This window comes from Mycobacterium sp. RTGN6 (genome assembly GCF_033804605.1).
In the GTDB taxonomy this organism is placed as follows: domain Bacteria; phylum Actinomycetota; class Actinomycetes; order Mycobacteriales; family Mycobacteriaceae; genus Mycobacterium.
Genome location: NZ_JAPZKZ010000007.1, coordinates 338,132 through 359,133, shown reverse-complemented (window position 1 = coordinate 359,133; position 21,002 = coordinate 338,132). Strand labels below are relative to the sequence as shown.

Annotated in this window: 20 protein-coding genes; 13 read left to right on the top strand and 7 right to left on the bottom strand. The window is 68.1% G+C overall.

Annotated elements, in window-relative coordinates:
* The first annotated feature begins 13 nt into the window (after nucleotides 1–13).
* Genes gatC through SLQ33_RS19545 form a run of 5 tightly spaced genes read left to right on the top strand, consistent with a single transcriptional unit; the run spans nucleotide 14 to nucleotide 5,755 of the window.
* The gene (gene gatC / locus SLQ33_RS19565) at nucleotides 14–313 is read left to right on the top strand and encodes an Asp-tRNA(Asn)/Glu-tRNA(Gln) amidotransferase subunit GatC (protein WP_319455508.1); all 300 of its coding nucleotides are present in this window, start codon (nucleotides 14–16) and stop codon (nucleotides 311–313) included.
* Nucleotides 310–1,791, top strand: a complete 1,482-nt coding sequence (gene gatA, locus SLQ33_RS19560; protein ID WP_319455507.1) for an Asp-tRNA(Asn)/Glu-tRNA(Gln) amidotransferase subunit GatA — start codon at nucleotides 310–312, stop codon at nucleotides 1,789–1,791. The genes gatC and gatA overlap by 4 nt, the downstream gene beginning before the upstream one ends.
* A 17-nt stretch (nucleotides 1,792–1,808) precedes the next feature.
* Complete coding sequence (locus SLQ33_RS19555) at nucleotides 1,809–2,840, top strand: ATP-dependent 6-phosphofructokinase (protein ID WP_319455506.1); 1,032 nt, start codon at nucleotides 1,809–1,811, stop codon at nucleotides 2,838–2,840.
* Nucleotides 2,841–2,888: 48 nt separating this feature from the next.
* Nucleotides 2,889–4,391, top strand: a complete 1,503-nt coding sequence (gene gatB, locus SLQ33_RS19550) for an Asp-tRNA(Asn)/Glu-tRNA(Gln) amidotransferase subunit GatB (RefSeq protein WP_319455505.1) — start codon at nucleotides 2,889–2,891, stop codon at nucleotides 4,389–4,391.
* The gene (locus SLQ33_RS19545) at nucleotides 4,391–5,755 is read left to right on the top strand and encodes a HAMP domain-containing sensor histidine kinase (RefSeq protein ID WP_319455504.1); all 1,365 of its coding nucleotides are present in this window, start codon (nucleotides 4,391–4,393) and stop codon (nucleotides 5,753–5,755) included. The genes gatB and SLQ33_RS19545 overlap by 1 nt, the downstream gene beginning before the upstream one ends.
* Here the strand turns inward: SLQ33_RS19545 and SLQ33_RS19540 are convergent.
* Nucleotides 5,732–6,412 carry a TetR/AcrR family transcriptional regulator gene (locus tag SLQ33_RS19540; RefSeq protein WP_413467663.1) on the bottom strand — a complete coding sequence of 227 codons (681 nt, stop codon included), beginning with the start codon at nucleotides 6,410–6,412 and terminating at the stop codon, nucleotides 5,732–5,734. The two genes, SLQ33_RS19545 and SLQ33_RS19540, sit on opposite strands and share 24 nt — an antisense overlap.
* A gap of 59 nt (nucleotides 6,413–6,471) precedes the next feature.
* Here SLQ33_RS19540 and SLQ33_RS19535 point away from each other — a divergent pair, with 59 nt between their 5' ends.
* Nucleotides 6,472–7,389 carry an oxygenase MpaB family protein gene (locus SLQ33_RS19535; protein ID WP_319455502.1) on the top strand — a complete coding sequence of 306 codons (918 nt, stop codon included), beginning with the start codon at nucleotides 6,472–6,474 and terminating at the stop codon, nucleotides 7,387–7,389.
* A 6-nt stretch (nucleotides 7,390–7,395) separates the two neighbouring features.
* Here the strand turns inward: SLQ33_RS19535 and SLQ33_RS19530 are convergent, their stop codons facing one another.
* The gene (locus tag SLQ33_RS19530) at nucleotides 7,396–8,514 is read right to left on the bottom strand and encodes a PQQ-dependent sugar dehydrogenase (RefSeq protein WP_319455501.1); all 1,119 of its coding nucleotides are present in this window, start codon (nucleotides 8,512–8,514) and stop codon (nucleotides 7,396–7,398) included.
* Between the two features lie 137 nt (nucleotides 8,515–8,651).
* Between SLQ33_RS19530 and SLQ33_RS19525 the strand changes: the two genes are divergently transcribed.
* Entirely contained in the window at nucleotides 8,652–9,494 is an 843-nt protein-coding gene (locus SLQ33_RS19525) for a DoxX family protein (protein WP_319455500.1), read from the top strand.
* A 7-nt stretch (nucleotides 9,495–9,501) separates the two neighbouring features.
* Here the strand turns inward: SLQ33_RS19525 and SLQ33_RS19520 are convergent, their stop codons facing one another.
* Nucleotides 9,502–9,843 carry a PH domain-containing protein gene (locus SLQ33_RS19520; protein WP_319455566.1) on the bottom strand — a complete coding sequence of 114 codons (342 nt, stop codon included), beginning with the start codon at nucleotides 9,841–9,843 and terminating at the stop codon, nucleotides 9,502–9,504.
* A gap of 325 nt (nucleotides 9,844–10,168) precedes the next feature.
* On the opposite strand from SLQ33_RS19520, the gene SLQ33_RS19515 reads away from it, so the two are divergent.
* Genes SLQ33_RS19515 through ilvC form a run of 3 tightly spaced genes read left to right on the top strand, consistent with a single transcriptional unit; the run spans nucleotide 10,169 to nucleotide 13,586 of the window.
* Nucleotides 10,169–12,025: an acetolactate synthase large subunit gene (locus tag SLQ33_RS19515; RefSeq protein ID WP_319455499.1), complete on the top strand. Its 1,857-nt coding sequence runs from the start codon at nucleotides 10,169–10,171 to the stop codon at nucleotides 12,023–12,025.
* The gene (gene ilvN / locus SLQ33_RS19510) at nucleotides 12,025–12,531 is read left to right on the top strand and encodes an acetolactate synthase small subunit (RefSeq protein ID WP_319455498.1); all 507 of its coding nucleotides are present in this window, start codon (nucleotides 12,025–12,027) and stop codon (nucleotides 12,529–12,531) included. Before SLQ33_RS19515 ends, ilvN begins: the two co-directional genes overlap by 1 nt.
* A gap of 53 nt (nucleotides 12,532–12,584) precedes the next feature.
* Nucleotides 12,585–13,586, top strand: a complete 1,002-nt coding sequence (gene ilvC / locus SLQ33_RS19505; protein WP_319455565.1) for a ketol-acid reductoisomerase — start codon at nucleotides 12,585–12,587, stop codon at nucleotides 13,584–13,586.
* 767 nt (nucleotides 13,587–14,353) lie between these two features.
* Here ilvC and SLQ33_RS19500 read toward each other — a convergent pair.
* Nucleotides 14,354–15,784, bottom strand: a complete 1,431-nt coding sequence (locus SLQ33_RS19500) for an NAD(P)/FAD-dependent oxidoreductase (RefSeq protein WP_319455497.1) — start codon at nucleotides 15,782–15,784, stop codon at nucleotides 14,354–14,356.
* A gap of 30 nt (nucleotides 15,785–15,814) precedes the next feature.
* Here SLQ33_RS19500 and serA point away from each other — a divergent pair, with 30 nt between their 5' ends.
* Both serA and SLQ33_RS19490 read left to right on the top strand, forming a co-directional pair.
* The gene (serA, locus tag SLQ33_RS19495) at nucleotides 15,815–17,401 is read left to right on the top strand and encodes a phosphoglycerate dehydrogenase (protein ID WP_319455496.1); all 1,587 of its coding nucleotides are present in this window, start codon (nucleotides 15,815–15,817) and stop codon (nucleotides 17,399–17,401) included.
* The gene (locus SLQ33_RS19490) at nucleotides 17,398–18,408 is read left to right on the top strand and encodes a 3-isopropylmalate dehydrogenase (protein ID WP_319455495.1); all 1,011 of its coding nucleotides are present in this window, start codon (nucleotides 17,398–17,400) and stop codon (nucleotides 18,406–18,408) included. Before serA ends, SLQ33_RS19490 begins: the two co-directional genes overlap by 4 nt.
* 142 nt (nucleotides 18,409–18,550) lie before the next feature.
* Here the strand turns inward: SLQ33_RS19490 and SLQ33_RS19485 are convergent, their stop codons facing one another.
* Complete coding sequence (locus SLQ33_RS19485; RefSeq protein WP_319455494.1) at nucleotides 18,551–18,877, bottom strand: antibiotic biosynthesis monooxygenase family protein; 327 nt, start codon at nucleotides 18,875–18,877, stop codon at nucleotides 18,551–18,553.
* A 60-nt stretch (nucleotides 18,878–18,937) separates the two neighbouring features.
* Here SLQ33_RS19485 and SLQ33_RS19480 point away from each other — a divergent pair, with 60 nt between their 5' ends.
* Complete coding sequence (locus tag SLQ33_RS19480) at nucleotides 18,938–19,366, top strand: MarR family winged helix-turn-helix transcriptional regulator (RefSeq protein ID WP_319455493.1); 429 nt, start codon at nucleotides 18,938–18,940, stop codon at nucleotides 19,364–19,366.
* A 12-nt stretch (nucleotides 19,367–19,378) separates the two neighbouring features.
* Here SLQ33_RS19480 and SLQ33_RS19475 read toward each other — a convergent pair whose 3' ends face one another.
* Nucleotides 19,379–19,690 carry a DUF4333 domain-containing protein gene (locus SLQ33_RS19475; RefSeq protein ID WP_319455492.1) on the bottom strand — a complete coding sequence of 104 codons (312 nt, stop codon included), beginning with the start codon at nucleotides 19,688–19,690 and terminating at the stop codon, nucleotides 19,379–19,381.
* 87 nt (nucleotides 19,691–19,777) lie between these two features.
* Entirely contained in the window at nucleotides 19,778–20,977 is a 1,200-nt protein-coding gene (locus tag SLQ33_RS19470; protein ID WP_319455564.1) for an MFS transporter, read from the bottom strand.
* Between the last annotated feature and the right edge of the window lie 25 nt (nucleotides 20,978–21,002).

Sequence of the window (21,002 nt, the reverse complement as noted above, 5' to 3'; positions counted from 1 at the left end):
AGGCTTCTTCGACGTGTCTCAGATCTCCCGGGATGACGTCGCCCACCTGGCACGTCTGGCCCGGCTCACCCTGACCGACGGCGAGCTGGACAGCTTCGCCGGCCAACTCGACGCCATCCTCGCTCACGTCGGCGCGATCCAGGCCGTGGACGTGACCGGTGTCGAAGCCACCGACAATCCGTTGAAGGACGTCAACGTCACCCGGCCCGACACCGTTGAGCCGTGCCTGACGCAGGACGAGGCACTCGCGGCGGCCCCCAAGGCGGTCGACGGCCGGTTCGCCGTGCCGCGGATCCTGGGAGAGGCCGAGTGAGCGAGCTCGTGCGGTTGTCCGCCGCGGAACTGGGCGCCAAGATCGCGGCCAAGGAGACGTCGTCGCGCGAAGCCACCCAGGCCTGCCTGGACCAGATCGCGCAGACCGACGCGCAGTACCACGCGTTCCTGCACGTCGCCGCCGACGAGGCGTTGGCGGCCGCGGACCGGGTCGACGCGGCCGTCGCCGCCGGCGAGCCGCTGCCGTCTCCATTGGCCGGCGTTCCGTTGGCGCTCAAGGACGTGTTCACCACGACGGACATGCCCACGACGTGCGGGTCGAAGATCCTCGAGGGCTGGCGCTCGCCGTACGACGCGACGGTCACCGCGAAGCTGCGTGCCGCCGGGATCCCGATCCTCGGCAAGACGAACATGGACGAGTTCGCGATGGGGTCCTCGACCGAGAACTCCGCGTACGGCCCAACCCGCAACCCGTGGAACGTCGACCGGGTGCCAGGTGGTTCGGGCGGTGGCAGCGCCGCGGCGTTGGCCGCCTTCCAGGCCCCGTTGGCCATCGGCTCGGATACCGGTGGCTCGATCCGCCAGCCCGCGGCGCTGACCGCGACGGTCGGGGTGAAGCCCACCTACGGCACGGTGTCGCGATACGGCCTGATCGCGTGCGCGTCGTCGCTGGACCAGGGCGGCCCGTGTGCGCGCACCGTGCTCGACACCGCGTTGCTGCACCAGGTCGTCGCAGGTCACGACCCGCGCGACTCGACGTCGATCGACGCTCCCGTGCCCGACGTCGTTGGCGCCGCGAAGGCGGGCGCCTCTGGCGATCTCAAGGGCGTGCGCGTCGGCGTGGTCAAGCAGCTGCGCGGCGACGGCTACCAACCGGGGGTACTGGCCTCGTTCAACGCCGCCGTCGAGCAACTGGAGGCGCTCGGCGCCGACGTCACCGAGGTCGACTGCCCGCACTTCGACCATTCGCTGGCGGCCTACTACCTGATCCTGCCGTCGGAGGTGTCGTCGAATCTGGCCCGCTTCGACGCGATGCGCTACGGATTGCGCGTCGGGGACGACGGCACGCACAGCGCCGAAGAGGTAATGGCGTTGACCCGCGCTGCGGGATTCGGCCCAGAAGTCAAGCGCCGCATCATGATTGGTACCTACGCGCTGTCGGCCGGCTACTACGACGCGTACTACAACCAGGCGCAGAAGGTCCGCACGCTGATCGCCCGCGACCTCGACGAGGCCTACAAGAGCGTCGACGTGCTGGTCTCGCCGGCCACCCCGACCACCGCCTTCGCGTTGGGGGAGAAGGTCGACGATCCGCTGGCGATGTACCTGTTCGACCTGTGCACGCTGCCGCTGAACCTGGCGGGCCACTGCGGGATGTCGGTGCCGTCGGGCCTCTCGCCTGACGACAACCTGCCGGTCGGGCTGCAGATCATGGCGCCCGCGCTGGCCGATGACCGGCTGTACCGGGTGGGCGCCGCCTACGAAGCTGCCCGCGGTCCGCTGCCGACGGCGCTCTGACAGGGGAGGATGAGGCCATGCGCATCGGAGTCCTTACCGGAGGCGGCGACTGTCCCGGCCTGAATGCCGTCATCAGGGCGGTCGTGCGGACGTCCAACGTCAGGTACGGCTCGACGGTGGTCGGCTTCCTGGACGGTTGGCGGGGGCTCTTGGAGGACCGTCGCATCCAGCTCGCCAACGACGACCGCAACGACCGATTGCTCGGCAAGGGCGGCACGATCCTCGGCACTGCGCGCGTCAACCCCGACAAGCTCCGCGCTGGCCTCGACCAGATCAAGCAGACGCTCGAGGACAACGGCATCGACGTGCTGATCCCGATCGGCGGCGAGGGCACGCTGACCGCGGCACACTGGCTGTCGGAGGAGAACGTTCCAGTGGTCGGCGTGCCGAAGACCATCGACAACGACATCGACTGCACTGACGTCACTTTTGGGCACGACACCGCGCTACAGGTCGCCTCCGACGCCATCGACCGGCTGCACAGCACCGCGGAGTCACACCAGCGGGTGATGCTGGTCGAGGTGATGGGCCGCCACGCCGGATGGATCGCGCTGAACGCGGGCCTGGCCTCCGGTGCACACATGACGCTGATTCCCGAGCAGCCGTTCGACGTGGAGGAGGTGTGCCGACTGGTCAAGCAGCGTTTCGTCCGCGGCGACTCCCACTTCATCTGCGTGGTCGCCGAGGGTGCCAAGCCGGCGGAGGGGTCGATGCAGCTGCGCGATGGCGGCATCGACGAATTCGGCCACCAGCGATTCACCGGCGTCGCACAGCAGTTGGCCATCGAGATCGAGAAGCGGATCAAGAAGGAAGTGCGCACCACGGTGCTCGGGCACGTGCAGCGCGGCGGCACCCCGACGGCCTACGACCGCGTGCTGGCCACCCGATTCGGGGTCAACGCCGCCGATGCCGCCCACGCCGGGGAGTACGGGACCATGGTGTCGCTGCGCGGGCAGGACATCGGCCGGGTGGCGCTGGCCGACGCGGTGCGCCAGCTCAAGCTGGTGCCGCAGAGTCGCTACGACGACGCCGCGGAGTTCTTCGGCTGAGTTCTCCTGCTCGCGGGGGGAAATGAACCACTCATTAGGATCGAAGTCATGACTGTCGCCTCCGCCGAACTTCTCGACTACGACGAGGTCATCGCGCGCTACGAACCCGTGATGGGCATGGAAGTCCACGTCGAGCTGTCCACCGCCACCAAGATGTTCTGCGGCTGCGCCAACGAGTTCGGCGGCGAGCCCAACACCCAGGTGTGCCCGGTCTGCCTCGGGCTGCCTGGGTCGTTGCCGGTGCTCAACGAGGCGGCCGTCGAGTCGGCCATCCGCATCGGGCTGGCGTTGAACTGCGACATCGCCCCGTGGGGCCGGTTCGCCAGGAAGAACTACTTCTATCCCGATCAGCCGAAGAACTACCAGATCAGTCAGTACGACGAGCCGATCGCGATCAACGGCTACCTCGACGTCCCCCTGGACGACGGGTCGACGTGGCGGATCGACATCGAGCGCGCCCACATGGAAGAGGACACCGGCAAGCTGACCCACCTCGGCAGCGACACCGGCCGCATCGAGGGCGCGACCACGTCGCTGCTCGACTTCAACCGCGCGGGCGTGCCGCTCGTCGAGATCGTCACCAGACCCATCGAGGGCGCGGGGGAGCGCGCTCCGGAGATCGCCCGCGCCTACGTGACGGCACTACGAGACCTGTTGCGCGCGTTGGGGGTTTCCGACGTCCGCATGGATCAGGGTTCGATGCGCTGCGACTCCAACCTGTCGCTGAAGCTCACCGGCGCGGCGGAGTTCGGCACCCGCACCGAGACCAAGAACGTCAACTCGCTCAAGAGCGTCGAGGTGGCGGTGCGCTACGAGATGCGGCGCCAGGCCGCAATTCTGGAAGCCGGTGGCCGAATCACCCAGGAGACCCGCCACTTTCACGAGGACGGCCACACCACCTCGGGCCGCAGCAAGGAGACCGCGCAGGACTACCGGTACTTCCCGGAACCCGATCTGGAACCGGTGGCCCCCAGCGCCGAACTCGTCGAGCGGTTGCGCCACACCATCCCCGAGCTGCCGTGGTTGACCCGCAACCGAATTCAGGACGAGTGGGGGATCTCCGACGAGGTGATGCGCGACCTCGTCAACAACGGCGCCATCGACCTGGTGGCCGCGACCGTTGCGCAGGGGGCGTCCAGCGAGTCGGCGCGCGCGTGGTGGGGCAATTTCCTGGTGCAGAAGGCCAACGAGGCGGGCGTCGAACTCGACGCGCTGAAGATCACCCCGACGCAGGTCGCTGCGGTGGTCAAGTTGGTCGACGACGGCAAGCTGTCGAACAAGCTGGCCCGCCAGGTCATCGAGGGCGTGCTCGCCGGTGAGGGCGAGCCCGAGCAGGTGATGGTCGACCGCGGGCTCGCGGTGGTCCGCGACGACTCGGTGATCAAGGCGGCCGTCGAGGAAGCGCTTGCGGCCAATCCCGACGTCGCCGAGAAGATCCGCGGCGGCAAGGTGGCTGCGGCGGGTGCCATCGTCGGCGCGGTGATGAAGGCCACCAAGGGCCAGGCGGATGCAGCGCTGGTACGCGAAATGGTGCTGGCTGCGTGTAGCTAGTGACCCATCAGGACTTGGTGTTCCGACTGCTGCGGCAGCCGCTGAAATTGCTGTCGCTGCGGTCGATCGTCATCGTCGGCCAGCTGAGCGTGATCATCCTGGTGCTGACGCTCGGCGTGTGGGTATGGGTCGGCGTCACCAACGACCAGTACAACCAGCTGGACCGGCGGCTCGACTCGCTGAGCAGCCTCGGCGACGTCACCACGCTGCTACGCAGTGCGCAGCAGCACGGCGTGGAACCTGAGCCCACCCAAGGTGGGCTGGTGCGCACCGCACGCATCGGTCAGACCACCGTCTCGATTCCCGCCGAGATCGTGTTGCCGCAGCTCGCCAACGGATACGCCAGCGTCTCCGTCAACGGCGTCGACTACCGCGTACGCACCGTCACTGCGGGCACCGCGTCGATCGCGCTCGGTGCGCCGCTGGCAGAGGCGCAGGCTCACATCGACTCACTCCACTGGAGGGTGTTCTGGATCTGTGCCGGCGTGATCCTCGGCACGCTGTTGGTCGGCTGGGTGATCTCGCTGATCATGGTGAACCCGTTCCGGCTGCTGGCGCAGCAGGCGCGCGCCATCAACGCGCAGTCCAACCCCGACGAGGTCCAGGTGCGCGGGGTGTGGGAGGCGGTCGAGATCTCCGAGGCGGTCGAGGGGATGCTGGCCCGCATCGGCGACGAGCAGCAGCGCACCCGGGCGGCGCTGGAGTCGGCGCGCGACTTCGCCGCCGTCGCCTCGCACGAACTGCGCACCCCGTTGACGGCGATGCGCACCAACCTCGAGGTGCTCATGACGCTGAACCTCCCCGACGAGCAGCGCAAGGAGGTGATCGGCGACGTGATGCGCACGCAGACCAGGATCGAGGCGATGCTCACGGCGCTGGAGCGGCTTGCGCAGGGGGAGTTGACGACGGTCGACGACTTCGTCCCGGTCGACGTGGCCGAACTGCTGGATCGGGCCGCGCACGATGCGATGCACAACTATCCGGGGCTGGACGTATCGCTGGCCTCGTCGACGTCGGTGCTGATGCTCGGAATGCCCGCCGGACTGCGCCTCGTCGTCGACAACGCCATCGCCAATGCCGTGAAACACGGTGCCGCGACCCAGGTTCGGTTGAGCGTGGTGACGTCGGCTGCCGGGGTCGAGATCGCGGTCGACGACAACGGATCCGGGGTTCCCGAGGAGGAGCGCGCCGAAGTGTTCGAGCGGTTCCACCGCGGCACCACGGCGTCGCGTTCGGGCTCTGGGCTGGGTCTTGCACTCGTCGCTCAGCAGGCCGAGATCCACGGCGGCACTGCGTCGTTGGAGGTCAGCCCGCTCGGCGGAACCCGATTGATGCTGCGGCTACCGGGTTCCGGGCCGCGCTGACGGGCGAGGCGCTCCCGCGAGCCCGCCCAGGAGCGCCGCGGCGTAGGACTCCAGACGCTCCCGCGGATACCCGTCGGGATCGTTGACGGCCAAGCGGCCCAACATCTCTGCGAACGACAACATGGTGTGGCCCAGCAGGCTCGGATCGAGCCCCTCGAGCCGCGGCTCCAGTGCGATCCCGGCCTTCGCCAGTGCTTCGGACTGCTCGACTATCGAGGAGCGGGCCGACCGCAGCGCGTCGCGGTACTCGCGCGGGGCGCTGTCGGGGACGGTGAGGATGAGCCGCCATCGAGCCGGATTGTCCAGTACCGCACCGAGAAACGCCGACACCGTCGCCGCGTAGGCGCCCGCGGGCCCCGGCGCGGCCACGTCGTCGGGCATGGCGGCGCGCACCTGGGCAAGCCCGCGTCGGTGTTCCCTGAGCAGCAACGCGGCGACCAACTCGGCACGAGTGCGAAACGCGGTGTACAGCACCGGCTTTCCCACACCGGCCACCTCGGCCACGGCCTCCATGCTGAGCTCGGGCAACGGGCAGTCGGCCAGCACGGTCAATGCCGCGTCGAGCAGTTGCTCGCGGCGCTCGTCACGGGGGAGTCGTGGGGCGTACTTGCGGCGCTGACGGACTGTCACGCGGCCAATATTACGCCACCGTTGCATTCAACGTCCACAATTGCTACGGTGGCGTTGTATTGGTCCGAAAGCGGAGGTGAACGGCCATGTGGGAGACGACGGCACCCATTCGTCAAGACGACTACGGGTTCTTCGGACCCGGTTCGCCCAGCTGGAAGGTCTGGGCGTCGCCGACCGCGCTGATCGGGTTCCAGCGCTCGGTGGTGCTGGAGCACTTCGACCCGTTCCTTGCCGCTGCGGTCGCCGACAGCGCGGGCATCTACTCGGATCCGACCGGCCGCCTCGACCGTACGTTGGCGTACTTCCTGACGGTCGCCGTCGCCGACGGGCGCACCGCGGTCGGGGTATCCGACGCACTCATGCGAGTACACGCCAAGGCCAAGGGCGTCGAGCCGATCAGCGGCGCCCGCTACAGCGCCAACAACCCCGACGCCCAACTCTGGATCCACGTCACCGGTTGGCATTCGGTGCTCAAGTGCTACGAACGCTATGGGCCCGGTCCGCTTTCGCCTGCCGAGGAGCAGCGGTACTGGGCGGAGTCGCGCATCGCCGCGGAACTGCAGACGTGCAAGCCGTCCGACGTGCCTGCCTCGAGAGCCGAAGTGCGCCAATACTTCGCCGACGTCCGGCCCAAGCTGTGCACGTCCGAGCATGCCGACAGCGCGATGCGCTACCTGTTGTGGACGCCAAGAGACCGCGGCGTTCGGTTGTGGGCGGGCAGCCGGATTCTGGCGCCCGCGGCCATCGCCACGCTGCCGAAATGGATGCGCCACATGGGCGGATTCGACCAGCCTGCGGCGATGGACGCCGCGGTGGCGCCGATGGCGCGCGCGGTGGTTCGGGCCATGTCCGCCGACGACTCAAGGCTGCTGCTGGCGATGGGACGCCAATTGGTGCCCGCGACTACCAAGGTGCTGGCCCGACACCTGAAGGCGGGTCCGCCCGCCCGTCCGGTCACCGTGACGCCCTCCGAGGCGCGCGAACGGCTCGCCGCTCACGCCTGAGGCAGGTTAGGTGTTGTCGGCGCTGCTGCGCGGGAAGCCGCCCGTCGGGAAGAGCGGGAACACCACGTCGTCGAGCTTCTCGGCGTCACCGGAGGTCTTGTTCACCGTCGCACCCCAGACGTTGCCGTCGGGCGACATCTGCAGCGCCCAGACGTGTCCGTGCTTGTCCTGCCGGAGCACCTCAGGTTCGCCCGTGACCGCGCCCGTGTCAGGAGCCAACCGCACGGCGACGGTCTGCTTGGTGTTGACGAGGTTGACCAGCACCGTGCCCTCGGACACGGCGCATCCGGCGATGCCGGGCTTGTCCGGCCACGTCCACACCGTCGACACCTGCGAGTCCTTGGTGATGCGCTGCAACCGGTCACCCGTCGGGGTGCGGTCGGTGACGTAGAGCGAGCCGTCCGCCCCGTCGGTGCACAGCCCGCCGCCGGAACCCATGCCGGACAGCGCGGTGGTCGGCGGGGCCTGATCGACGGTGGTGGGCTGCTCGATGCGAAGCAGCTTGCCCGCCATCGAGTTCGGATCCGTCGCCTGGGCGGGGTTGCCCGCGTCGCCGGTGAGCACCATCAGGGTGGTGGGGCTGGTGAAGGTCAACGCGCCCATGTTCCCGGTGGGCCCCTTGGGGATCCCGGTGAGGATCGGCTTGGGCACGTCGCCATCGGCGATGCGGATGACGCGGTTGTCGGTGGGCGTGCTGACGTAGGCGAACATCAGGCGGTCCTGCTGGTACGTCGGCGACAGCACGATGTCCATCAGGCCGCCGTCTCCCGACGGATCGACCGGGAGAACCGTCTTGATCTTGGGCTCGGCGCTCACCGAGACCTCCTTGACGGCCCCGGTGACGCGCTCGGCCACCAGGGCGGACTTGCTGTCCGGGCCCATGATCAACCCGCTGGTGCTGTCCAGGCAGCCCTGCATGACGTCGGGCGCGGGGCAGACCTTCGGGAACGGCTTCGCCGGCAGTGGCGGCGGCGGTGGCGGAGTCGAACTACGGCCCATTTCGTACTGCTTGGGCTCCGTGAACGGCTCCGACTGGGCTTCGCTGAAGCGGGCACACCCCGACCCGACCAACGTCGCGGCACACGCGATCACCAGCACACCCCGCATCGGCCGGCGCAGTCTCATGCAGGCCAGGTTACGGATCGTTTGGGAGTGCGCGCCACGGCGGTGCGTGCCGCCCCGGGTGGAGGCCGCGCGAACATGGCCGCGAAAGCGCCGCGCCAATCCACGATTCGCAGGTGCACAGCACTTAGGCTGGTCTGGTGACCAGTACATCTCACGACCCGCGCGCGTGGCAGAAGCCAGGAGGCCATGACGGCTCAGCCATGCGGCCAGAGTCGGCACACCTGGTCGACCCCGATGACGACCTGCCCTCTTCGACCTACGGCGGTGACTTCGAGACCACCGCCATCCCGCGCTATGACTCCGCGACGGGCAGCCAGGAGCAGTCCGGCTTCGGGCTCCTCGGCGACCCCGAGCCGCTGCCCTACGTCCAGCCAAGCGGTCGACATTCCGCCTACCAGGTCGAACCCACCGAGATCGAGCCTGACGCCGTCGACACTCACGCGCGGGCCGCAGGCAGGCGAGGCACTCAGGACCTCGGCCTGATGGTGTTGCGCGTGGGACTCGGTGCGCTGCTCATCGCGCACGGGCTTCAGAAGGCCTTCGGCCTGTGGGGCGGCTCCGGGCTGAACGGTTTCGAGCAGTCGCTCGCCGACCTGGGCTACCAGCACGCGGGCGTGCTCACCTACGTCGGGGTCGGCGCGCAGCTCGGTGCTGGCGTCCTACTGGTGCTCGGACTGTTCACTCCGCTGGCCGCCGCGGCTGCCGTGGCTTATCTGCTCAACTCGCTGCTCGCGGCCGTGGCAGCGCAACCGGACTCCGGCTACTTCCCCTTCTTCCTGCCCGAGGGACACGAATACCAGGTCACGCTGATCGTCGTCGCCGCCGCGCTGGTGCTCACGGGTCCGGGCCGCTACGGGTTCGACGCCGGACGGGGCTGGGCCCGTCGCCCCTTCGTCGGGTCGGCCGCCGCGCTGTTGCTGGGAATCGGCGTTGGCGTCGCCGTGTGGGTGTTCCTCAACGGCGCCAACCCGTTGGCCTGACCGCGACCTACTCGTAGGGATTCGGCACGCGACCGCCCGTCGCCGCCGTCAAGGTGGGCAGGGTCGCGAACGTCACGGCCGGCAACCGCAGCTCCGAACCGTCCTTGCGGCGCGCCAGCGCCCACGACCGTCGATCGAAGCGCAATCCGTCGACGTCGCTCCAGGCCACCGTGGTGCTACCAAGCAGCGTTCGGGCGGTGACCTCGTCCCGAGCTACGACCGTGCGGTAACGGATGATCGCGGCCGACAAGAGGACTGGGATGGCCAGCAGCGGGGCGAACCACGTCGGCTGGGCGAGCACGAGCGCAAGCATGGCGAGCGCGAGGAATCCGACCGCAAGATGGGCCATCGGCGAGATCTTGATGACGACCGGTGCGGCCGACTTGGCGGGGGAGCTCACCTCGCCATCTTCGCATCGGGTGAGCGCGCGGTTCGCCCCGGCTTGGGTGGCCGCGTCGTCGGTGCCGCAACGGAATTTGACCTTTGACCAGTGCGGGGGCTACCGTCGACTGCTATGGAAACCGCATTGCTCGTAGTAATTGGTTCGCGCGGCGGTGCGTAACCAGGCCTGAGCCTACGAGCATCGACGCGCACCCTCGTACAGCGAAAGCTGACGGGGGTTTTTTGTTGCCCGAGAACCGACGAAACGACACGAAGAAGGACCGAGGGAGACCGTGAGCGCACCCACGACGCGACCACCGGAGCCGGCGCACCGTCCGAACGGAACGCCCGCTGTCGCGAAAACGCCCACCCCGCAGCCGAGAAAGGTTGCCCCGCAACAGCTCACCGGCGCCCAAGCGGTGATCCGCGCTCTGGAGGAGCTTGACGTCGAGGTGATCTTCGGCATCCCCGGCGGCGCCGTGCTGCCGGTCTACGACCCGCTTTTCGACTCGGTGAAGCTCCGCCACGTGCTCGTCCGCCACGAGCAGGGCGCAGGTCATGCCGCAAGCGGATACGCCCATGCCACCGGCAAGGTCGGCGTGATGATGGCAACGTCGGGTCCCGGCGCCACGAACCTCGTCACCCCGCTGGCCGACGCCCAGATGGACTCCATCCCCGTGGTGGCGATCACCGGACAGGTGGGCCGCGCCCTGATCGGCACCGACGCCTTCCAGGAAGCCGACATCTCGGGCATCACGATGCCCATCACCAAGCACAACTTCCTGGTTCGCAATGGTGACGACATCGCCCAGGTGATGGCCGAGGCATTCCACATCGCGAAGAGTGGACGTCCTGGCGCTGTGCTCGTTGATATCCCGAAGGACGTGCTGCAGGCGCAGTGCACGTTCAGCTGGCCGCCGAAGATCGACCTGCCCGGTTACAAGCCCAACACCAAACCCCATAGCCGGCAGGTCCGCGAGGCCGCCAAGCTGATCGCCGCGGCCCGCAAACCGGTGCTGTACGTCGGCGGCGGCGTCATCCGCGGGGAGGCGACGAATGAACTCCTGGAACTGGCTCAGCTGACGGGAATCCCCGTCGTCACCACGCTGATGGCCCGCGGCGCCTTCCCGGACAGCCATCCGCAGAACCTGGGCATGCCGGGCATGCACGGCACCGTGGCGGCCGTCGGAGCACTGCAGAAGAGCGACCTGTTGATCGCGCTGGGCACCCGCTTCGACGACCGGGTGACCGGCAAGCTGGATTCGTTCGCGCCAGAGGCCAAGGTGATTCACGCCGACATCGACCCCGCCGAGATCGGCAAGAACCGCAACGCCGACGTGCCGATCGTCGGTGACGTGAAGAACGTCATCACCGACCTGCTCGAAGCGCTCCGCCGCGATGGCGTTTCCTCTGCCAGCCTGAACCTCGACAACTGGTGGGAGTACCTGCGCAGCGTGCAGGCGACCTACCCGTTGAGCTACGGACCGCAGAGCGACGGCAGCCTGAGCCCCGAGTACGTCATCGAGACGCTGGGCCGGATCGCCGGGCCGGACGCGGTGTACGTGGCAGGCGTTGGGCAGCACCAGATGTGGGCCGCGCAGTTCATCAAGTACGAGAACCCCAAGACGTGGCTGAACTCCGGCGGGCTCGGCACCATGGGCTACGCGGTGCCCGCCGCGATGGGCGCCAAGTTCGGCCGACCCGAGGCCGAGGTGTGGGCGATCGACGGCGACGGCTGCTTCCAGATGACCAACCAGGAGCTGGCCACCTGCTCCGTCGAGGGTGCGCCCATCAAGGTCGCCGTCATCAACAACGGCAATCTGGGCATGGTGCGGCAGTGGCAGACGCTGTTCTACGAGGGTCGCTACAGCCAGACGGGACTGTCCACTCACAGCCACCGCATTCCGGACTTCCTCAAGCTGGCCGAGGCGCTGGGATGCGTCGGATTGCGTTGTGAGCGTGCCGAAGACGTCGAGGACGTCATCAACCAGGCGCGGGCGATCAACGATCGTCCGGTGGTGATCGACTTCATCGTCGGTGCCGACGCCCAGGTGTGGCCGATGGTGGCCGCGGGCACCAGCAACGACGAGATCCAGGCCGCCAAGGGTATTCGGCCGCTGTTCGACGACGAGTCCGAGGGGCACGCCTGATGACGATCACCACCCACACGCTGTCGGTGCTCGTCGAGGACAAGCCCGGCGTGCTGGCCCGCGTCGCATCGCTGTTCTCGCGCCGCGGCTTCAACATCCAGTCGCTCGCGGTCGGGGCCACCGAGCAGAAGCACCTGTCGCGCATGACCATCGTGGTGGCGGTGGAGGACTTTCCGCTCGAGCAGATCACCAAGCAGCTCAACAAGCTCATCAACGTGATCAAGATCGTCGAGCAGGACGAGGACAACTCGGTGTCGCGGGAGCTCGCGCTCATCAAGGTGCGGGCCGATGCGACGACCCGCGGTCAGATCATCGAGGCCGTGAACCTGTTCCGCGCCAAGGTGGTCGACGTGTCGGCGGAGTCGTTGGTCGTGGAGGCCACCGGCACGCCCGGCAAGCTGACGGCGCTGCTGAACCTGCTCGAGCCGTACGGCATCCGGGAGATCGCTCAGTCCGGAATGGTGACGTTGGCCCGCGGACCCCGCGGCATCGTCACTGCCAAATAAACAAGTTTTGACGAAATACGCACACAGAGAAGGAAATTCAAGTGGCAGTTGAGATGTTCTACGACGACGACGCAGATCTGTCGATCATTCAGGGACGCAAGGTCGGCGTCATCGGCTACGGCAGCCAGGGCCATGCGCACTCGCTGAGCCTGCGCGACTCGGGCGTCGAGGTGAAGGTCGGCCTCAAGGAGGGCTCCAAGTCCCGCGAGAAGGTCACCGAGCAGGGCCTTGAGGTCGATACGCCCGCCGAGGTCGCGAAGTGGGCCGACGTCATCATGCTGCTGGCACCCGACACGGCGCAGGCGGAGATCTTCAAGAACGACATCGAGCCGAACCTGGAGGCCGGCAATGCGCTGTTCTTCGGCCACGGGCTGAACATCCACTTCGGCCTGATCAAGCCGCCGGCCAACGTCACCATCGGCATGGTTGCCCCGAAGGGTCCCGGCCACCTGGTGCGCCGCCAGTTCGTCGATGGCAAGGGCGTGCCCTGCCTGATCGCCGTCGAGCAGGACCCGACCGGTGAGGGCCAGGCGCTGGCGCTGTCATACGCCAAGGGCATCGGCGGCGCCCGGGCTGGCGTCATCAAGACCACCTTCAAGGACGAGACCGAGACGGACCTGTTCGGTGAGCAGGCCGTGTTGTGCGGTGGCACAGAGGAACTGGTCAAGACCGGCTTCGAGGTCATGGTCGAGGCGGGCTACGCCCCCGAGCTGGCCTACTTCGAGGTGCTGCACGAGCTGAAGCTGATCGTCGACCTGATGTACGAGGGTGGCATCGCGCGGATGAACTACTCGGTGTCGGACACCGCGGAGTTCGGCGGCTACCTGTCCGGGCCCCGCGTGATCGACGCCGACACCAAGGAGCGGATGCGCGCCATCCTCAAGGACATTCAGGACGGCAGCTTCGTCAAGGAGCTCGTCGCCAACGTCGAGGGCGGCAACAAGCGGCTCGAGAAGCTGCGCAAGGAGAACGCCGAGCACCCCATCGAGGTCACCGGCAAGAAGCTGCGCGACCTGATGAGCTGGGTCGATCGGCCGATCACCGAAACTGCTTGATCTGTAACTGACTTCGGCGCGTCAACAGTCTTCAGAGACTGTTGGCGCGCCGATTTCGTTCAGCGGCGCCGGTCAGGTCGACAACACGTGCTGCGTGGCGAATCCCGCTGCCTGATCGGCCATCCCATCGAGGTGACCGACAAGAGGCACGCGACCTGATGAGCTGTGTCGACGGCCCGATCACCAAAACGCCGGAATCGCGTCAAGCTGAGAGGCTGATTCGCCGGACATGGCCAGCTAATAGGCGGATAGTTAGCCGTATCCAACACCAGTCGTGGTGACCTTCGTCGAGTTCGGGGATTTTGCGTCGGGCCACATGCGCCGAACGCAGGGAGCACTTATGACACCCCGTACATCCACCTACTTGCACCGCCTCGCGCTCGCCACTCTGCTCGCGGCAGGGGCCACATTCAGCAGCAGCGCATTCGGAGATACTGCAGTCGTGTCCGCCGCACCCCGAGAGTGGGATATCGGGTTTTATGACGACTGCATCCAGGCCGCAAACGATGCTTGGCAAGCTGACGAAATCACCAACGGCCAATGGTATAGCGAGAAAGCACATTGCTGCGATGCCAGCGGCGGAGAGTTTGCACCTTACTCTGGGGAGTGCATAGCTCCGCCCGCTGAAGAGGCCGAGAGGCAACCCACACCGCCGGATTTCGGTGGCCCGTCAATGACACTGTGGATGCCGCCGCCTCCGGTCGGCCCGGCAGCCCCCCCGGCCGGCGAGGCGACGTTGGCTCCTTGAGATCCTCGCCGAAATCGCGTCAAGGGGCGAGCGATGGCAGCTGTTTGATGCCGAACTCGCGACGCAGCACGGTGCGGGCCGCGTAGAAGCCGGCCATGCCGTGCACCCCCGTGCCGGGCGGAGTCGCCGACGAGCAGAGGTAGGCCCTGGGAATGGGCGTTGTCCACGGGTTGAGCCGCAGGGTCGGGCCGACCATCGCGGCGAACAGCGTCGCCCCGCCGACGATGATGTCGCCGCCGACGTAATTGGCGTTGTGGTCCGACATTCGGGCCGCGGGCACGCATCTCGCCGCGACCACCAGGTCCCGGAAGCCGGGGGCGACACGTTCGAACATCGCCGTCACCGTCTCGGTGAGGTCGGCGGTGGAGTTCGCGGGCACGTGCGCGTAGGTCCACAGTGGTCTGCGGCCCTGATCGTCGATGCGAGACGGGTCGGCCAGGTGCGGCAACGACGCCAGCACCATCGGCCACTCGGCGTGACGACCGGCCGCGATCTCCCGCTCGGCCAGCGCCATCTGTGCCCGGCTCCCACCCATGTGCACCGTCGGCGCCTGCCCGACGCGCTCGTCGGACCATGGAATGTCGCCGGACAGCACGAAGTCGACCTTGCAGACGCCGGGCCCGAATCGGTAGTGGTGCAACGCCTTTGCATATCGATCGGGCACGGCGTGGCCGTAGATGTTCAGCAGTGCAGTCGGCGAGGTGTCGTAGATCGCCACCCCGTCGGGCGGCGTCGTGACCGGTTGGCCGAGCACCAGCTCGCCGCCGTGGGCCACGAGATCGGCGATCAACGCATCGGCGATCGTCTGCGTGCCACCGACCGGCACCGGCCAGCCCGCCGTGTGCGCGACCGTGCCGAGCATCAGGCCGGCCCCACTGTTCACCGGCGACGGCATCCGCGAAATGGCATGCACGCCAACGCCGGTGAACAGGGCACGGGCGTCCTCGCCGCGGAGCAGTCCCCAGGCCGGGCTGCCCTGGGCCAACACTCGCAGCCCGGTGCGCACGGTGGTCACCAGCTCCGGAGGCAGCGACCGTTTGTCGCCGAGGAAGAAGCCGACCACGCCGTCGGCGTGTTCGGTGAGTGGGCCGAACAGCCGCCGCCACGAGGCGCCGTCGTCGAGCTCGGCGCACGTCCGTTCCAGTGAGCGATAGCCGACCGCCGCCGGTCTGCCCGGCAGCGGGTTGGCGTACGACACTTCCGGCGCCACCAGCTCGACCCCGCGGGCCGCCAGGTCGAACTCGGCGAAGAAGGGGGAGACGACGCCAAGCGGGTGCACCGCCGAGCAGACGTCGTGGCGAACTCCCGGGAACTCGGGGTCGACCGCGGTGCGCGCACCCCCGCCTGCGGTCGGCTGCGCCTCGACGACCCGCACCGACAGACCCGCTCTGGCACAGATCACGGCGGCTGCCAACCCGTTGGGTCCGCTGCCGACGACGGTGACGTCCACCTCGCAATTACAGCCCATTAGGCTGACCGCGTGAGCCTCCCCGTCGTACTCATTGCCGACAAACTCGCTGAATCGACCGTCGCCGCCCTTGGTGACCAGGTAGAAGTCCGCTGGGTTGATGGCCCGGATCGAGAAAAGTTGCTGGCCGCGGTAGGAGAAGCCGACGCGCTGCTGGTGCGTTCCGCGACCACCGTGGACGCCGAGGTGCTGGCGGCGGCCCCCAAGCTGAAGATCGTGGCCCGTGCGGGCGTCGGCCTCGACAACGTCGACGTCGACGCGGCGACGGCCCGCGGGGTCCTGGTGGTCAACGCGCCGACGTCGAACATCCACAGCGCCGCCGAGCACGCGCTTGCACTCTTGCTGGCCGCCGCGCGTCAGATCCCGGCCGCCGACGCGACGCTGCGCGAACGCACCTGGAAGCGGTCGTCGTTCTCGGGCACCGAGATCTTCGGCAAGATCGTGGGCGTGGTCGGCCTCGGCCGGATCGGCCAGCTGGTCGCCCAGCGGCTGGCGGCGTTCGGCGCCCACATCGTCGCCTACGACCCCTACGTGTCTGCGGCGCGCGCGGCTCAGCTCGGCATCGAGCTCCTGACGCTCGACGAACTTCTGCTGGCCGCCGACTTCATCTCCGTGCACCTCCCGAAGACCAAGGAGACCGCCGGGCTGATCGGCAAGGAGGCGTTGGCCAAGACCAAGCCTGGCGTGATCATCGTCAACGCCGCCCGCGGAGGGCTGATCGACGAGCAGGCGCTCGCCGACGCCGTGCTCAGCGGTCACGTGCGCGGCGCGGGGCTCGACGTGTTCTCGACCGAACCGTGCACCGACAGCCCGCTGTTCGAACTGCCGCAGGTGGTGGTGACTCCTCACCTCGGCGCGTCGACGGAAGAGGCGCAGGACCGTGCGGGCACCGACGTCGCGGCCAGTGTCCGGCTGGCCCTGGCGGGCGAGTTCGTGCCGGACGCCGTCAACGTCGGCGGGGGAGTCGTCGGCGAAGAGGTTGCGCCGTGGCTGGACTTGGTGCGTAAGCTCGGGCTGCTCGTCGGCGCATTGTCGGCCGAACTGCCGACCACGCTGTCGGTTCAGGTGCGTGGCGAGCTTGCTGCCGAAGAGGTTGGGGTGCTGCGCCTTTCGGCCCTGCGCGGCTTGTTCTCCGCCGTGATCGAAGATCAGGTCACGTTCGTCAACGCGCCGGCGCTGGCGGCGGAACGCGGCGTCGAGGCCTCCATCCACACCGCGTCGGAGAGCCCGAACCACCGCAGCGTCGTCGACGTCCGCGCCGTGGCCGCCGACGGAACAACCGTCAACGTGGCTGGCACGCTGTCCGGTCCGCAGCAGGTGCAGAAGATCGTCCAGATCAACGGCCGCAACCTCGATCTGCGTGCCGAGGGCGTCAACCTGATCATCAACTACGGCGACCAGCCGGGTGCGCTCGGCAAGATCGGCACCGTGCTCGGCGCCTCGGGCGTCAACATCCTGGCCGCCCAACTCAGCCAGGACGCCGACGGCGAGGGCGCCACCATCATGCTGCGGCTCGACCGACAAGTGCCCACCGACGTACTGGACGCCATCGGCACCGATGTCGGCGCCGTGACGCTGGAACTGGTGGACCTGTCGTGAAACTGGCCGTCATCGCCGGCGACGGCATCGGACCCGAGGTCATCGAGCAGGCCCTGAAGGTGCTCGACGCCGTGTTGCCCGGCGTCGAGCGCACCGAGTACGACCTCGGTGCCCGGCGCTACCACGCGACGGGGGAGACGCTGCCCGACGGCGTCGTCGACGAGTTGCGCGCATACGACGCAATCCTGTTGGGCGCCATAGGTGATCCGTCCGTGCCCAGCGGCGTGCTGGAGCGGGGGCTACTGCTCACGCTGCGGTTCCAGCTCGACCATCACGTCAACCTGCGCCCGTCGCGGCTGTACCCGGGTGTGAACAGCCCGCTCGCAGGCAATCCCGACATCGACTTCGTCGTCGTCCGGGAGGGCACCGAGGGCCCGTATACGGGCACCGGCGGCGCCATCCGCGTCGGCACGCCCCACGAGGTCGCCACCGAGGTCAGCCTCAACACCGCGTTCGGCGTGCAGCGCGTCGTGCGCGACGCGTTCACGCGGGCGGCCAAGCGCCGCAAGCACCTAACGCTGGTGCACAAGACGAACGTGCTGACATTCGCGGGCACCCTCTGGTCGCGCACCGTCGCCGAGGTCGGCAAGGACTTCGGTGACGTCGAGGTGGCCTATCAGCACATCGACGCGGCCACCATCCACATGGTCACCGACCCGGGCCGCTTCGACGTCATCGTCACCGACAACCTGTTCGGCGACATCATCACCGACCTCGCCGCCGCCGTGTCCGGTGGCATCGGGCTGGCCGCCAGCGGCAACATCGACGCCACGCGCACGAACCCGTCCATGTTCGAACCCGTCCATGGCAGCGCACCCGACATCGCCGGGCAGGGCATCGCCGATCCGACTGCTGCCGTCATGTCCGTGGCCATGTTGCTCGCCCACGTCGGCGAGGACGCAGCCGCGGCGCGCGTGGACGAAGCGGTCGAGCAGCACCTAGCCACCCGTGGCGACGCGAAGCTGTCGACGAGCCAGGTCGGCGATCGAATCATCGGGCTGCTCTAGGGCTTTCGGCGGCCGGTGCTCCTCCGCTGAGCAGTCGACTAGCACGTGGCTGTTGTCGTCGAGATCTGCACCAGGGTCGTTAAATTCGCGGCGGAACGACCCTCGTGTCGATCTCGCGCGCTCGCCGGCGGGGCGACGGATGCTAGCTTTTCGCGTGCACCGATTCGACGGTGTAGAAGTGCGGATCGAAACCGTCGGCCAGTTCGGCGGCCGCCCGCATGTGTAGCTGCGCCTCGGGATTGGCCTGCATGGCCTCAAATGCCTGGGCGCTGTCCCATTGGGCGTAGTTGACGACGTGGGTCCCGTCGGTGCTGAGGTGAATGTTCGCCGACCGGAAGCCGGGTAGGTGCTGCATGACGTCTTCGGTCGCGTTGGTCAACAGCGCCGCGAGTTCGGCGGCCCGGTCGGGGGCGACGGTGAAGACGTTGATCAGCGTTGCGTAGGGGGCGTATTCGACGATCGTGGTCATGACTTGCTCCTTGTCAGGTTCCTTACATAGTCCAACGTAGCGCGTTGTAAGGTTCCTGTCATGTCTCAACCGGAAGTCGAACTCGGTGCCGGGTATCTGGTGAAGCGCGTCCAGCAGGCGCTGCGCCGTCGATGCGATGCCGCGCTGCGGCCGACCGGCCTGTCGATGGCGCAGTACGCGGTGTTGCGGGCGCTGGCCGACCACCCGGAGGCATCGGCGTCGGAACTGGCCCGGCTGTGCTTCGTGACGCGTCAGTCACTGCAGGACGTGCTCGGCAGCCTGCGATCCGCTGGGCTCATCAGAGCGTCCGCGTCACGCGGTCGGGCGACCGCACTGGCGCTGACGTCGGCGGGGCGCAAGAGTCTGGCGGCGAGTCACGACGCCGTCCTCGCCATCGAGACGTCGATGGTCGAAGGACTCACGCGGGCGGGCCGGCGCCAGTTGGCCGACCTGCTGACGCGCTGTGCCGACAATCTCGAAGCGGGTTGATGGGGAGCGGCGCTACTGCGGCTCGTCGTCGACCTTGATGTCGAACTTCACGTCGTTTCCGTCGACCTTGGTGACCTTGACCTCCACGCCGTAGGTGACCCCGGCATCCTCGAGCTCGCAGCGCATGGTTGCGCCGACCTCACCCTTGAGGTCCTCGGGACAGGTCACCGATTCCGGCGCGCGCCCGACCTCGCCTTCGAGCTGGTCGGAGACCTCCTGGGCGACCTTGTCCTTGTCGATCGAGAGGCTGCCGAACGAACACGCCGCCACGGTTGCCACGGCTGCAAAAGCCAACACCACCGCCCCGAAAAGTCGTCGCACCATCGGAAACCTCCCGTTCGAAATTGTTTGCCGTGAACTCTGGCACACCGCCGCGAGATTGGTAGCGCATTGTGATGCGGTCGCGGCCGCTCAGCGCTCCGAGTTCGCCATGGGATCGGCATCGACCGGTACCAGCGGCAGCGCGATGAGCGGCAACAGGGCGCACACCGCGAAGGCCAACGGATACCCGAAAGCGGTGATCAGTGCGCCGAACACCGGCGGCACGATTCCGGCGGTGAGCAGCTGGCTGGTGTTCTGGGTGCCCAGCGCCCGGCCACTCCAGAACGGCCCGGCCAGTTCGGCGATCGCGGTGAACGCCAAGCCGTTGTCGCTCACCGTCACCACCGACGCCACGACCAGTACGGCGATGGACAAGGGGGAGTCGAATGCGTCGGTGACGGCCAGCAGGCCCATCGACAGCGCCGCCGCCAAGGCGATGGTGCGCACGGGGCGCAGCCGCGAGCCCACCCGATCCGACCAGCGTCCCGCCGCGATCCGACCGGCGGCGCCGAGCACCTGAGCGAACGTGACAAGGCCGCCTGCCGCGGCGGCCGACCACCCGCGGTCGGTCATCAGCCACACCAGGGTGAACGTCCAGACCACGCACTGCGGCACGACCAGCAGCACGGAGACCGCATGGATTCGCCACAGCGTCGACGCGCCCCGATACGGATTGGCCAGGTGTTCGGCAGGCGCCTCGGCGCGCGGCGGACGCGGCGGGTCGAGCACGCCGACCGCACTGATCACGGCGGCCGCGGCGCACACGATTGCGGGGAAGAGCAACGCGGCGGCGATTCCGCTGTGCTCGGCGAGCCGCGGAATCACCAACGCGCCCAAGCCGACTCCCAACGGCTGCGCGGTCTGACGGATGCCCATGGTGACGCCCCGCTGATGTGGGGGAAACCAACCGACCACCAGCCGTCCGCTGGCCGAGTTGCTGCTCGCCGCGGCCATGCCACCGAGGACGAGGAAGACGCCGATGGCGACCAGGGAGTCTGCGGCCGCGGCGGCAAACGCCGCCGCCGCGGTCAGGGCGGAGCCAACTGCGAGTACGAGGCGCTCGCCGACGCGATCGACCACCCATCCCCACGCGATGAGCGTGACCACCATGCCGAAGCTCGGCAGCGACGACATCAGCCCGGCTTCGGCCAGGTCGAGTCCGCGTTCTGCGTGCAGCGTCGGAATGAGGAACGCGACGCCGTTGATGAACACGTTGGCGCACAAGGTCGCGGTCAGGGCGATGACCAACATCGACCAGCGCCGTGCGGTGCCGATCGACGACGTGTCCATCGCCCCATCGTCCCACGCGATTCCC